Origin of the sequence: Allobosea sp., assembly GCF_051860145.1 — a bacterium.
Classification (GTDB): Bacteria; Pseudomonadota; Alphaproteobacteria; order Rhizobiales; family Beijerinckiaceae; genus Allobosea.
The window spans coordinates 187,583-201,253 of record NZ_JBHYEM010000004.1 but is presented as its reverse complement, the minus strand read 5'-3'; the positions used below and the strand labels follow the sequence as shown (position 1 = coordinate 201,253).

At 66.8% G+C, this 13,671-nt stretch carries 12 protein-coding genes; 2 read left to right on the top strand and 10 right to left on the bottom strand.

The genetic code is table 11. The features are described from left to right. Window positions 1–49 precede the first annotated feature (49 nt). The 9 genes from ACTIF2_RS08890 to lysM all read right to left on the bottom strand — a co-directional run bounded on the left by ACTIF2_RS08890 (window position 50) and on the right by lysM (window position 9,234). On the bottom strand, window positions 50–982 hold the full coding sequence (locus ACTIF2_RS08890; RefSeq protein WP_439496696.1) for a c-type cytochrome: 933 nt from the start codon (window positions 980–982) through the stop codon (window positions 50–52). Window positions 983–1,127: 145 nt separating this feature from the next. Further along, window positions 1,128–1,562: a c-type cytochrome gene (locus ACTIF2_RS08885; RefSeq protein ID WP_439496695.1), complete on the bottom strand. Its 435-nt coding sequence runs from the start codon at window positions 1,560–1,562 to the stop codon at window positions 1,128–1,130. A gap of 132 nt (window positions 1,563–1,694) precedes the next feature. Further along, window positions 1,695–4,004, bottom strand: coding sequence for a xanthine dehydrogenase family protein molybdopterin-binding subunit (locus tag ACTIF2_RS08880; RefSeq protein ID WP_439496694.1), 2,310 nt, complete (start codon window positions 4,002–4,004; stop codon window positions 1,695–1,697). Between the two features lie 229 nt (window positions 4,005–4,233). Next, window positions 4,234–5,187: a DUF3829 domain-containing protein gene (locus ACTIF2_RS08875; protein WP_439496693.1), complete on the bottom strand. Its 954-nt coding sequence runs from the start codon at window positions 5,185–5,187 to the stop codon at window positions 4,234–4,236. A 93-nt stretch (window positions 5,188–5,280) separates the two neighbouring features. Then, the gene (locus tag ACTIF2_RS08870) at window positions 5,281–5,604 is read right to left on the bottom strand and encodes a rhodanese-like domain-containing protein (RefSeq protein ID WP_439496692.1); all 324 of its coding nucleotides are present in this window, start codon (window positions 5,602–5,604) and stop codon (window positions 5,281–5,283) included. A 10-nt stretch (window positions 5,605–5,614) separates the two neighbouring features. Next, a complete protein-coding gene (locus ACTIF2_RS08865; RefSeq protein WP_439496691.1) occupies window positions 5,615–6,934 on the bottom strand; it encodes a TRAP transporter large permease in 1,320 nt (439 codons plus the stop codon). Then, entirely contained in the window at window positions 6,931–7,434 is a 504-nt protein-coding gene (locus ACTIF2_RS08860) for a TRAP transporter small permease (protein WP_439496690.1), read from the bottom strand. Before ACTIF2_RS08860 ends, ACTIF2_RS08865 begins: the two co-directional genes overlap by 4 nt. A gap of 8 nt (window positions 7,435–7,442) precedes the next feature. Further along, window positions 7,443–8,495 (bottom strand): TRAP transporter substrate-binding protein, encoded by a 1,053-nt coding sequence (locus tag ACTIF2_RS08855; protein ID WP_439496689.1) that lies wholly within the window; start codon window positions 8,493–8,495, stop codon window positions 7,443–7,445. 280 nt (window positions 8,496–8,775) lie between these two features. Further along, window positions 8,776–9,234: a peptidoglycan-binding protein LysM gene (gene lysM, locus ACTIF2_RS08850; protein ID WP_439496688.1), complete on the bottom strand. Its 459-nt coding sequence runs from the start codon at window positions 9,232–9,234 to the stop codon at window positions 8,776–8,778. 197 nt (window positions 9,235–9,431) lie between these two features. On the opposite strand from lysM, the gene ACTIF2_RS08845 reads away from it, so the two are divergent. Both ACTIF2_RS08845 and ACTIF2_RS08840 read left to right on the top strand, forming a co-directional pair. Then, window positions 9,432–9,860: a GlcG/HbpS family heme-binding protein gene (locus ACTIF2_RS08845; protein WP_439496687.1), complete on the top strand. Its 429-nt coding sequence runs from the start codon at window positions 9,432–9,434 to the stop codon at window positions 9,858–9,860. 125 nt (window positions 9,861–9,985) lie between these two features. Further along, entirely contained in the window at window positions 9,986–11,056 is a 1,071-nt protein-coding gene (locus tag ACTIF2_RS08840; RefSeq protein ID WP_439496686.1) for an NAD(P)/FAD-dependent oxidoreductase, read from the top strand. A 17-nt stretch (window positions 11,057–11,073) separates the two neighbouring features. Here the strand turns inward: ACTIF2_RS08840 and ACTIF2_RS08835 are convergent, their stop codons facing one another. After that, complete coding sequence (locus ACTIF2_RS08835) at window positions 11,074–13,527, bottom strand: hypothetical protein (RefSeq protein ID WP_439496685.1); 2,454 nt, start codon at window positions 13,525–13,527, stop codon at window positions 11,074–11,076. Between the last annotated feature and the right edge of the window lie 144 nt (window positions 13,528–13,671).

The window sequence follows — 13,671 nt, the reverse complement described above, 5'->3', positions numbered from 1 at the left end:
GCCGCTCGCGGGGGGCCGCGGCAGGGTCAGCCATAGCAGACCGGTGCCGTCAGCTTCCTGTCTTAGCCGGTCGCGGCGGCCCCTGCACCGCCGGCAGCGACTTCAGATATTCGGCGATCGCCAGCCGATCCGCATCGGAAAGCTGCGCGGTATTGCGCACCACCGCCGCCATCTTGCCGCCGACGCTGTCGAAATCCGGCGTGAAGCCGCTCTTCAGCAATTCGGCGATCTCCTGCTTCGACCATTTGCCGAGGCCCTCCTCATGCTGGGTGATGTTCGGCACGAAACCCTTGCCTTCCGGATCGGGCCCGCCGGCGAAGCGCGTCGCCTGGATGATCGCGCCGAGCTTGTTGCGGTTCGAATGGCATTCGGCGCAATGGCCCGGCCCCTGCACCAGGTAGGCGCCGCGATTCCACTCCTCGCTCTTGCCTGGGTCGGGCCTGAACGGCGCTCCGTCGAAATAGAGCAGCTTCCAGCCACCGACCACGCGGCGGATATTGAACGGGAAGGCGAGATCGTGACCGGGCGCCCGGCCCTCGACCGGCTGCAAGGTGCGGATATAGGCGAAGAGGTCGGCCAGCGCCTTGGGCGGCATCAGCCGGTAGGACGTGTAGGGGAAGGACGGGTAATAGTGCTGGCCGGAGGGCGAGACGCCCGTCGCCATCGCGTCGACGAAATCCTTGACGCCCCAGTTGCCGATGCCGTCGCGCGTATGCGGCGAGATGTTGGGCACATGGAAGGTGCCGAAGCCCGAGGCCAGCGCCAGCCCTCCGCCCAGGCGCAGCTTGTCGTCCTGACCGGGCGTCGCATGGCAGGAGGCGCAGCCCCCCGCCGCAAAGAGCAATTTGCCGTTCTCGACATTCGGCGCCGGCAAGGTGCCGATCTCGGGCGCGGGCGAGACCAGGCGCGGATCGGTCAGCGCGAAGAAGCCGGCGAGGCCCAACAGGATGAAGACGGCCAGCGTGATGAAGAGGCGGCGCATGGAGGTTTTTCCGGTTTGCAGCAACCTTAACGCGCAAAAGCGCCGAAGGGTCCGGCACGCGTCTGAGACGAGAACGGGCGAACTCCATCGCATGGAGTCCGCCCATCAGGTCATGATCGACCAGGCGGCGCAACCGCCAGCCGGCTTACTTCTTGATGCGGTAGGCCTCGTGGCAGCCGCCGCAATTCTTGGTTGCAGCCCCGAAGGCGCTGCGGAAACCGTCGAGATCCTTGGCCGCCGAACCGGCCGCCGCAGATTCGGTTTCGAACTTGGCGAAAGCCGCCTTGAAGCCGACCTGGTCCTCCCAGATCTTCGGCGCCGCGGTGCTCTCGCCGCCGGTCCTGGCATTGTCGGGAAAAAGCCCGGGCATCTTCTTGGCTGCATCGGCATAGACCTTGAAGATGGTCTGAGCCTTGGCCGCATCAAAGGCGACCTCGCCCTTGGCCATGGCGGCGCCGTCGCGCGTGGCGGCGCCGACGCCCTTCATCGTGTTGCGGCGTTCGGCAATCGGGTCCGATTGCGCAAGGACGGCCGAGAGGCCGAGCACGAGGCCGGCGGCGACAAGAGCGGTGCGGATCATCCAGGCATATCCTCCGAGGCAGCGGCGCCGGGGCGGCGCAGCTTAGAACCTCTCCAGATCAGCCTATCGCCATGACAGCGCCAAGTCGCATTGTCGTGATCCGCCTTGCGCTTGCACAAGGCGGATCTTGCATCACAGCCGATAGCCGGCTGCCTTCAACACTCCAAAGACCTTGTTCGGCGTCGCCGGCATGTCGATCGCCTTGATGCCGGCGGCGCGGTCGAGCGCATCGACCATCGCGTTCATCACCGCAGGACAAGCCCCGATCGCGCCCGCCTCGCCCGCGCCCTTCACGCCGAGCGCATTGGTGACGCAGCGCACGTTGCGGGTCTCGAAATGGAAATTGGGAATATCGGCCGCGCGCGGCAGCGCATAGTCCATGAAGGTCGCCGTCAGCATCTGGCCGGAACCGTCGAAGCGGATCTCCTCCATCAGCGCCTGGCCGATGCCCTGCGCCGCGCCGCCATGGACCTGGCCCTCGAGCATCAGCGGGTTCAGCGTCACGCCGAAATCGTCGACCACGATATAGTTCGTGATCTCGGTGCCGCCGGTTCCGGGATCGATCTCGAGCTCGCAGATATGGGTGCCGTTCGGATAGGTCGCTTCCGGCGGCTCCCAGCTCTGATGCACCCTGAGCTTGTCCTGGGTCGCGCCGGGCAGCGCCGCGATCGCCTTGAGGTCGAGCGCCTTGTCGGTGCCGACGATCCGGACCGCGCCGTCGACGACCTCGAGATCGCCGATGCCGGCCTCGAGCTTCTCGGAGGCGAGCTGCTTGAGATTGTCGGTCAGGATCGAGGAGGCCTTGTCGAGCGCCGCGCCCCCGACCGGGATCGAGCGCGAGCCGCCGGTGCCCGAACCGGTCTCGACCTTGTCCGTGTCGCCCTGGATCACCTTGATCCGGTCCATCGGGATGTCGAGATGCTGCGCGACGAGCTGTGAATAGGCGGTCTCGTGGCCCTGCCCGTTCGACTGGGTGCCGATCAGCACGGTCACCATGCCATCCTTCTCCAGGATCACGGTCGAGCTCTCGGGGCCGCCGCCGCCGCAGGCCTCGATATAGCAGGCCATGCCGATGCCGCGGATCTTGCCGGCCTTGGTCGAGCTCTTCAGCCGCGCCTTGAAGCCCTTCCAGTCCGCGACGTCCATAGCGCGTCGCATATGGCCCTCGAACTCGCCGGAATCATAGACCGGCCCGGTCTGGGTCGAATGCGGCATCTCGTTCGGCTTGACGAAGTTCTGCGCCCTGACGGCGTCCGGCGTCCTGCCGGTCTCGCGCGCGATCGCATCGACCAGCCGCTCGATCAGATAGGCCGCCTCGGGCCGGCCCGCGCCGCGATAGGCATCGACCGGCGTGGTGTTGGTGAAGACGCCGCGGAAGCGCACATGCACCGCCGGGATGTTGTAGCAGCCCGGCGTCATGGTGGTGCCGACCCAGGGAATGAAGGGCCCATACTGCGAGAGATAGGCCCCCATGTCGGCCGCGAGATCGACCTTGAGGCCGATGAACTTGCTCTTCTTGTCGAGCGCCATCGTCGCGGTCGTCAGGTTGGCGCGGCCATGGGTGTCGGCGAGGAAGTGCTCGGTGCGGTCGGCGACCCAGCGCACCGGCCGCTTCAGCTTCTCGGCTGCGACCAGGGTCAGCGGGTATTCGCGATACATGAAGATCTTGGTGCCGAAGCCGCCGCCGACATCCGGCGTTATCACGCGGATGCGCGCGGGATCGACCTTGAGGATGTTCTTGGCGAGGATGTCGCGCGTGCCGTGGCTGCCCTGGCTGCCGAGCGTCAGCGTCCAGCGCTTCGCGCCCTTGTCGTACTCGCCGATGCAGGCGCGCGTCTCCATGTAGTTCGAGGCGAGCCGGTTGTTGACGATGGTGACCGAGACGGTGCGGTCGGCCTTGGCAAAGGCCTTCTCCGTCTTCCCGGCATTGCCCTGCTCGGCCTCGAAGGCGACGTTGCCCTTGCGGCCCGGCCAGACCTGCGCCGCCTTCGGAGCGAGCGCCTCACCGATGCCGGTGACGGAGGGCAGCGTCTCCCAGGCGATGTCGATCGCCTCGGCCGCGTCGCGCGCCTGGTTCAGCGTCTCGGCGACGATGAAGGCCACCGCCTCGCCGACATGCCTGACCGTGTCGGTCGGCAGCACCGGCACGGGATTGGGCTCGACGTTCTCGCCGGAGATGGTCTTGATCAGCCCCTTGCACGGGATGTCGCCGAGATGGGCGACGTCCTCGCCGGTCAGGATCAGCTTCACGCCCTTCATCTTGCGGGCGCTGTCCTTGTCGCGGATCTTGAATGTCGCATGCGCATATTGCGAGCGCAGCACGAAGGCGTGGAGCGCGCCCTCGATCGCCGTGTCATCGGTATAGCGCCCTGTCCCCGTGGTCAGGCGCTGATCCTCGACCCGCCGAACCGGCTGGCCCATTCCGAACTTCATCGGACGCATCGGCAAACTTCCTTCGTATCGCTCGAATGAGAAAGACTGGCGCAGGATGGCCGCGTCGTCATCCCGGTCCATGCTGGGTCCGGGATGCGCCGGGCGCAGGCGGACAGGGCTTGAACAAGAGCCGGATCTGATCAGGTTGAAACAACCTGATCAGTGAATCCGTCTCTAAACTTATTGATAGAGACCGTTTTTCCAATCAGCTTGCAGTGCAAGCTGATTGGAACGGGCTCTAGCGGATCATGCGCGCGGCGCTGTCGGACATGCTCACCATCATGTTGTAGCTGGAAACGAGGCGGTTGGCGTCGTTGGCTGCGCTTCTGCGCACATCCCCTTTGGACTTTGCGAGCTTCTCGCGGAAATCACGCAGCGAGCCGAGCCAGGAGCCGGCAGAGCTCTCGATCATCGGCACGCCGGACTGGTTCTTGTCCTTGAATGCGTCCATCTCCTTGATCGCCGCGGCATAGCTCGCCAGCGCCGCGTCGAAAGCCTTGAGATCGACGATCGGGCTGTCGTTGCTCGGCATCGCGTCCATGACGCCGCGCGCATTGAACATGATGTTGCGCAGCTGCCAGCGCGCCGAACGGCCCTCAGCGGCCTCGATCGCAGCCAGTTCCCGCGTGTCGATGCCCTTCTTGAAGGCGTTGAGCTGCGTATCGAACACAGCCCGCTCGCGCAGGAAGGCTTCTGCCGCAGGCACCATCTTCACATGCAGCTCGCGGCCTTCCGCGGCACCGTCGCCGGTATAGTCCTTGCGATCATAGTAGCGGTACGCGCGGGTGATCAGCGGCGCCAGCTCCTCATAGGCGGCGATGAAACGCTTCACGATCTCGTCGAGCTCGGGCTGCGCCGGCGGCTGGGCGGTCGCCGCTTGCGCCTTCTCGATCTCGCTCTTCACGTCATAGAGGCTGTAGAGCCCATACGAGATGTAGCGCTCCTTGCCGGTCGGGCCACGCTTCAGGTCGACCCAGCTCTTGTAGCGACCCCAGGATTCGTTGGCGCGCAGCGTGCGGTTGGCCAGCGCGGTATAGGCATTCGACTTGGCGATGGCCGCCTGCAGGTCCGGATCCTGAGCCGACCGCTTCGCCGCGCTCTGCGGCGATGCCTGCGCAAACGCAACCGGCGCTGCGGACGCGGTACAGAGCAGGGCTGCGAGGGACAGGCGGAGCAAGCGGGAAGCCGTCATCGAACACCTTTTTCGGCCGCGGCCGGATCGAGGCCACGCCCCGTTATCGACGCTGGCGTTGGCCGCTGCAACCGAAACACAGCCATGAGGCTGTCAGCGCTCGACGGGCTCGCCCCGCATCGCCCAGTCCTTGAAGCCGCCGAGATAATGGCTGTCGACGTCGAGCCCGGCCGACTGGGCGAATTCGAGCGCACGCAGCGAGCGTATGCCGGCGGCGCAGGACAGCACGATGCGCTTGCCCGGAACATCGGGAAGATCGGCCGGATCGAATTGCGAGAGCGGTCGCGACACCGAGCCGGGAATGCGGCCTGCCGCGAATTCATGCGGCTCGCGCACATCGACCAGCAGGATGGAGCCGGCGGCCAGCCCGGCCTTGATGTCGTCGATGTCGAGGTCGTTCACGGTCACGTCGGCCATCCAGAACAAACTAGTCCAGCAATCTCACCAGATAGAGAGTGAGGACCGGAAATGCCACCACGATGCCGAGGCGGATGATGTCCGAGAGCACGAAGGGCAGTACGCCGCGATAGATCCGCGTCACCGGCACGTCGCGCGCCAGCGACGCGACGACGAAGACGTTGAGCCCGATCGGCGGGCAGGTCATGCCGATGCCGACGACGATCAGCACGAGGATGCCGAACCAGATCGCGATATCGTCGACCGGCATGCCGAAATCGAGCGCGGTCACGATCGGGAAGAACACCGGCAGCGTCAGCAGGATCATCGCGAGCTCGTCCATCACGCCGCCGAGCACGATGTAGAACATCAGGAGCCCGATCAGGATCGTATAGGGCTGCCAGCCCGACGCCGCGATCATCTCCGCCGCCGCCGTCGGCACCTGGGTCAGCGCCAGGAAGGCGTTGAAGACCTCGGCGCCGAGCAGGATGGCGAAGATCATCGCCGAGGTCTCGGCCGTCTGCAGGATCGCCTCGCCGATCTCCCTGAAGCCCAGCGTCCGCCGGACGAGGCCGATCAGCAACATGATGAAGGCGCCGACCGAGGCGCCCTCGGTCGGCGTGAAGATGCCGCCATAGATGCCGCCGACGACGATCACCGCCACCAGCATGGCCGGGATCACGCCCAGCAGCGGCCCCAGCCGGTCCCGCCAGGCCACCCGCTCATGCGCCGGCCCGAGCGAGGGCCCGAGCCGCGTCATGATGGCGATGGTGATGCAGTACATCGCCGCCGCCATCAGCCCCGGGATCAGCGCCGCCTTGAACAGCTTCGCGATGTTCTGCTCGGTCGAGATCGCATAGACGACGAGAATCACCGAAGGCGGGATCAGGATGCCGAGCGTGCCGCCGACCGCCGTCACCCCGCAGGCGAAGCCGGGGTCATAGCGGTATCCGCGCAGATGCGGCAGCGCCGCGCGCGCGAAGGTCGCGGTCGTCGCCACCGACGAGCCGCAAATCGCGCCGAAGCCGGTGCATGCGCCGATCATCGCCATGCCGAGCCCGCCGCGACGATGGCCGACGAAGGCGGACGCCGCCTTGAACAGGTCGGAGGCCAGCCCCGAACGCTCGGCGAAGGCGCCCATCAGCACGAAGAGCGGGATCACCGACAGGGTGTAATTGGCGAAGATCTGGTAGGGCGTGGTCTTGATATAGGCCAGGAAGGGCTCGAGCCCGTTGAGCTGGATATAGCCCAGGCTGCCGACGAGCATCATCGCGAGCCCGATCGGCAGCCTCACCGCCATCAGGACCAGGAGCGCCGCGAAACCGGCAACGGCGAGGCTGAAGCCGCTCACCGGCGCGACCTCACGAGCCGCGCGGCGCTGACCACGGAGGTCACCGAGACGAGCGCAGCCAGCGCGGCGCAGAGCGCGATCGGCAGGTAGCTCGGCAGTTGCAGGACCATGGTGTTCTCGCCGCTGGCGAAGGCGGAGGCCGCCCCGGCCGCGAGCCGCCAGGCGATCAGCGCCATCGCGAGCGCGTAGACGATGTCCCAGGCCGCATCGATCGCGCGCTGCCAGCGCAGCGGCAGCTTGAGCGTGAAGGTGTCGACGAAGATATTGCCGCGCCTGAGCTGGCAATAGGGCAGGAAGCAGAAGGCGGCGACCGCCGTCGCCATCTGCACGAGCTCGAAATCGCCCGGCACGCCGGCGGCCCCGACGAGATCGCTGCGCAAGGTGACGCTGACGACGACCATCGTCGCGAGCGCGACCAGCAGGACGCCGCCGATGATGGCGATCGCCCGCACCGCGGCGTCGAAGCCCGACGCCGGCACCTGCCCGCTTCCCTCGACCATGATCGCCGTCAGGCCGCCTTTTCGTGCTTGGCCAGCGCCGCCCTGGCGCTTTCCAGCAGCTTCGTGCCGTCGAGCCCCTTGTCCTTGGCCGTCTTGACCCAGCCCTCGATCACCGGCTCGGTCGTCTTGCGCCAGCGCGCCGCCTCGGCTTCGTCGAGCAGCGTGATCGTGTTGCCGCGCTTCTTGACCATCTCCGAGACCACCACGGCCTGCTCGTCCCAGACCTTGCCGGCCATGGCGGCCGCGGCCGCGCCGGAATTCTTGTCGATGACCGCCTTCAGGTCGGGCGCCAGCGCGTCGTATTTCGCCCGGTTCATCGCGAGGACGAAGGTCGCCACGTAGAAGGTCGGCGAGCCGGGGATCTCGGTGTGGTACTTCACGAGTTCCTGCACCTTGATCGACGGCACCACCTCCCAGGGCACGACGCAGCCGTCGATGACGCGCTGCGCCAGCGATTCCGGCACCTGCGGGATCGGCATGCCGATCGCGTTGGCGCCGAGCGTGCGCAGCGCCTCGCCGGCCAGCCGTGTCGGGAAGCGCAGTTTCAGACCCTTGAGGTCCTCCATCGTCTTCACCTGCTTGTTGGCATGGATCAGCCCGTGATCATGCGCCCAGAAGCAGATCGGCTTGACCTCCTTGAACTCGTCCTTGAGGTGCTGCTCGGCATAGTCGGTCAGCGCCAGCGAGTTCACCAGCGCGCGCTTGTTGGGCACGAACGGCAACTCGAACGCCTCGATGCCGGTGAAGCGGCCCGGCGTGTTGCCCGGCAGCGTCCAGACGATGTCGGCGACGCCGTCGCGCGCCTGGTCGTAAAGCTGCGGCGGGGTGCCGCCGAGCTGCATCGAAGGGAAGATGTCGATCTTGATCCGGCCGTTCGATTCGGCGCCAACCTTGTCGGCCCAGGGCTTCAGGAACTTGGCGTGGCCATTGGCGACGGGCGGCAGGAAATGGTGCATCCTGAGCGTCACCTCCTGCGCATTGGCGCGGGTGGCGCGCAGGACCGCCGGCGCGGCGACGGCAGAGCCGGCCAAAGTCAGGAATCTGCGGCGATCAAAGGTCATCTGGTCCCCTCCCCAGGAGTCCGGCACGAGCAATCGCCCGGCTTATCCACAGCACGACAGGCCATTCCTAGCGGGAATGGCCTGTCTGCCTTGTTGGTATGACAGATGAGCGCCAAAGCGCGGCTGACGCAAGAGCAGCCCGCGCGAAAAACTCGGCCGAGCACGTTTTCCGTTCGGCCGGAATCAGTCGAACGGAAAGAACTCGCGCCGGATGTCCATCTTGAGCTTGTTCTGTCGCAAAAGCGGGTTCCCCTTTTTGCCGAACATGCTCAGGCGGATGTCAGGCCTTGGCGGCGTCGGCCTGCGGCGGAATGCGCAGCACCCAGCCCGGCAGGATCAGGTCGGGGTTCTTAACCGGGGGCGTGTTGGCCTTGACGATCTCGGTGTATTTCGCGCCCTGGCCCTTGCCGTAATGGGCCTCGGCGATCTTCCAGAGCGTGTCGCCCTTCACGACCGTGTAGAACACCGCCGCGGCGGCTTCCTTGTTCACGGCGAGATCGGACTCGACCTGCGCCACGCCGGTGGTGTTGCCGAGCGCGAGAATGATCTTCTCCGCTTCTTCGGTCGATACGGCCTTGCCGGAGACCTTCACCTTGTCGCCGTCGATCTGGATACTGACGTCGGAAGGAAGTCCGTGACCGGCGAGCTCCTTCTGCAGCGCCTCGGGCGTCGCGGCCTGAGCCGGGCTCGCGCCGAAGAGTTTTGCACCGGCGTCCTTGATGAAACTGAAGAGACCCATAGCGTATCCTCCAATGTCGGGAGGGCCATGAAGCCCGCTCGGATTTGCAAGTTCAAGTTGAATTCGACGACACCGTTGAAAAAGAATGCACGCGGCGATGCGTTCTTCGCGGCAAAACAGCTTGCTCGGCACGACGACTTCCCTCAGCGAGAACCTGCTGGCAAGAAGCTCTTCCGACAACGGAAGGCTCGATTTTCATGCTCACGCTCACCCAGGCCCAGACCATTCTTTCCGGTGCCCTCGCCTATGCCGACAAGGCCGGCCTCAAGCCGCTCGCCATCGCGGTCCTCGATGCGCGCGGCGCGCAGAAGGCTTTCGCCGCGCAGGACGGCACCAGCCTGAAGCGCGGCGAGATCGCCCTCGGCAAGGCCCATGGCGCCGTCGCGCTCGGCATCGGCACGCGCGCCCTGCACAAGATGGCCCTGGAACGCCCCTATTTCGTCGAGGCGGCGACGCATGCGGTCGGCGGCTCGCTCGTGCCCGTTCCCGGCGGCGTGCTCATTCGCGATGCTGGCGGCGCCCTGCTTGGCGCGATTGGCATTTCGGGCGATACCTCCGACAATGACGAGGCAGCGGCGACGGCCGGCATCGCCGCCGTAGGGCTTGCTGCTGACACCGGGGCCTGAGACGGGAGAATCTTCTCTTTTTTAGCCGGCGCCCGGGTCAAGGCGGTCATTTTCATTGCGTCGCAGCAGAATTTACTGCATCGGCTGCCGCGCATGACCGCAGGGACATCCCAAGGGATTTCATGATGAACGCCGAGACCGCCAACCAGAACGTCACCGCCAGCGAGATCGTCGAGACCGACGTGGTCATCGTCGGGGCGGGTCCTTGCGGGTTGTTCGCGGTCTTCGAACTCGGCCTGCTCGATATCCGCGCCCATCTCGTCGACATCCTGCCGAAGGTCGGCGGCCAATGCGCCGAGCTCTATCCCGAGAAGCCGATCTACGACATCCCCGGCTTCCCGCTCGTCACCGGGCAGGGACTGGTCGACAACCTGGTCGAGCAGATCAAGCCGTTCGGCGCGACCTTCCATCTCAACCAGATGATCGAGTCGCTCCAGCCGACCGGCACGGCGGAGGCGCCGCGCTTCCTGGTCCGCACCGATGCCGGCACGGTCTTCGACACCAAGACGGTGATCGTCGCCGCCGGCGGCGGCTCATTCCTGCCGAAGAAGCCGCCGATCCCGGGCATCGAGGCCTATGAAGGCAGCAGCGTCTTCTACGCCGTGCGCAAGATGGAGGCCTTCCGCGGCCGCGACATCCTGATCGTCGGCGGCGGCGATTCGGCGCTCGACTGGACCCTGAACCTGCAGCCGATCGCCAACCGCGTGACGTTGATGCACCGCCGCGACGATTTTCGCGCCGCGCCGCATTCGGTCGAGCAGATGCGGGCGCTGGTCGCCGGCGGCAAGATGGACCTCGCGATCGGCCAGGTCACGGGGCTGCGCGGCGAGGGCGCCAAGCTCGAAGCCGCGATCTGCCGCGACACTGCCGGCGGAACCTTCGAGGTCGCCTGCAACACGCTGCTGCCCTTCTTCGGGCTGACCATGAAGCTCGGCCCGATCGCCGACTGGGGCCTGAACCTGCACGAGAACCTGATCCCGGCCGATACCGAGAAGTTCGAGACCAATGTGCCCGGCATCTTCGCCATCGGCGACATCAACACCTATCCCGGCAAGCTCAAGCTGATCCTCTCGGGCTTCCACGAGGCCGCGCTCGCGGCCCAGAAGGTGCACCGCTACGTCTATCCGGAGAAGCGGCTGACCTTCCAGTACACCACCTCCTCGACGAGCCTGCAGAAGAAGCTCGGCGTCGCCTGAGCCGGAAAGGCCGGCTTCTACTGGACCAGCGTCGAGGGCGGCGCGGGCTCGTGCCCGCGGCTCTCGTGCCAGCTGCCATCCGCTGGAGCGCTCGGCCGTGACACCGCCCCCGGCGTCGAGGCGACGCGCGGCTCGACCAGCAACGGCGGCTCCTCGGCCTCGGGCGGCTCGACGCGATCGCGCAGCTCGGCGAGCGCCCCTTCGACCGGCCTGAAGTTGAAGCTCACCTTGTGCCGGCCCGCCGGCACCTGCACGGCGCGGAACAGCACGTTCGCCTTCAGGATATCGACCTCGACACCGTCGAGCTCGGCGCGCCACCACGGATGCCAGATGTCGTTCAGGACGATGAAGCCGGGCTTGTCGGTGCTGACCGAGATCTCGACATTGGTGTTGCCGTAGCGCGTCAGCTTGACCTCGGCCTGCGTCACCACGGGCCCCTCCGGCACCGCGTCGGGCGGCACGGTGTCGAGCAGGACGACCTGCTGGGGATCGGTGTCGGGCCATTGCCCGGCCGTCTTCATGCCGTCGAAATCGGCGAGCTGCCAGCCGCCGACGAACTGCACGCGCGGCAGGGCGCGCGGGTTCTCGTAGATGTAGCCGTCCTTGGTGAAGGCGACGAGCTTGAGGTCGTCGGGCTTCAGCGCATGGTCGACCTGGCCGATCGGCACGCGCGTGGCGATGTAGCGCAGCCCGAGCAGATCGGCCATCCGGCAGCGATAGGACGGGAAAAGCGGCGTGAACTTGCGCTGGTCCGGCCCGGCGATCGAATCGCGGGTGCCGACGGCGTCGGAGAAATCGGCCAGCCGCAGCGGGTTGTAGCCCAGCGTGTGGTCGAAGCCATGGACCATGCCGGCATTGGGCCATTCGAAGCCCATGCCGAGCAGCTCGACCCGGTCGCGCCTTGGCGAGCCCGGAGGCTGCGCGAGCAGGCTCTTGAGGGCGGCGACCGTCTCGTTCTTGGTCTCGGGCCGCAGGATGTCGTAGAGCTGCGGCGGCAGGGCCGTAGACTCGTTGGGGCCGTTATTCACGCCGAGATCGGCGCCGACCACGCCCGTGACCAGGAGAATGCTCGCCAGCGGCGCCACCGTCCGGCGCCGGTGGGTCAGCACCAGCACGACCAGCGCCGCCGCCAGGAACCACAGCACCGCGCTCAGGCTCGGCCACCAGGCGTCGATCAGGTGCCCTTCCCGGTTCGAGACCACGAGCGCCACGCCGACCAGCCCCGCGACAGCCGCCGCGGCGAAGCCGAGGTCGCGCCGCAGCGAACCGGCCTCCGTCTCGCTCAGGATGCGGTGCAGCAGGTAGCCGGAGAGGACCGCGCCGAGCGCCCCGATCAGGAAGGTCGCATCGGCCGGGCGGCGGAACGCCTTCACACCGGGCAGATACTCATAGGCGAGGTGGAAGAACGGCGTGTAGCGCCCGAGCGCGAACAGCACCATCAGGGCGAACAGCACCGTCAGCGGCCGGATGGCCCTGTCCCAGAGCCAGCCGCGGCTGAGGCCGGGCGCGATCAGCAGCAGGAGCGGCAGCGCCCCGACATAGACCTGCCCCATGTTCTGCGAGAGGAAGAGCTCGCTGGCATTCCATCCGGGGCTGTAGGGTCCCCAGAAATCGACCGCCGGATCGCGGGCACCGAAGAGATCGGCGACGAAGGCGGTGAGCAGCGAGGCCGGATGCAGCGAGCCGCGCCCCGCCTCCACGAGGTCGACCGCCGGACGCGTCGTCGCCTCGGCGAAGAGCCAGGTCCAGACCAGCGGCAGCAGGATGACGGCGAGACCGGCGAGGCTCGCCACGGTGGCGGGCGCAAGGCTGGCGCGAACCGCCGGCCAGCCGCCCGACAGCCAATGCGCGACGACCATGCCGACCAGGATATAGGCGCCGAGCAGCGCGACCTGGTCCGGCTCGAGCACCATCAAGCCGGCGGCGAGCCCGGCAAGCGCGCCCGAAAGCATCGAGGAACGCTGCAGCATCCGCGCCGTCAGCCAGAAGGCGATGGCGAAGAAGGCGAGGCTGGCGATCTGGCCGACATGCTGCACGCGCCAGGCAGCCGAAGCGCCGAAGGCGAAGACCAGCGCCGCCAAGAGGCCGCCGGCCGGATGCCAGTTGCGATCCCGGAAGAACATCAGGAAGGCGAGGCCGCCGGCGAGCAGATGCGCCAGCACATAGGCATCGACCATCCGGAAGCTCGGCGACGGGCTGAGCAGGGCCAGGATGATGGCGGGCGAGAAGATCAGCGATTGCGGGTCCGCGACCTGCGGCGAGCCGCCGAAGACGTTATGCGTCCAGAACGGCGACTGGCCGCTGTGCAGGGCCTGCGCCAGGAACTGGATCTGGGCCTGGAAATGCGCCTTGGCGTCGAACGGGATCGTCACCGCTCCCGACAGCCAGGGCCAGCACAGGATGGTCCACGCACAAACGAAACCCGCAGCCGCCAGCCAGTAGCCGGCAGCCTGTCCTTGAAACCGCTTCACTGGACCCCCAAGGTCCCCCCGGCACGGACGGTCCCGGTATCGGAACCTTGATCCAGCCCAGTCAGTGAGCCGGACAATGCCCCTCGCGATGTGAACCGAAACTGAATGAATTCACGGTTTCGTGTGCGGAGCGTGAACGGGCCC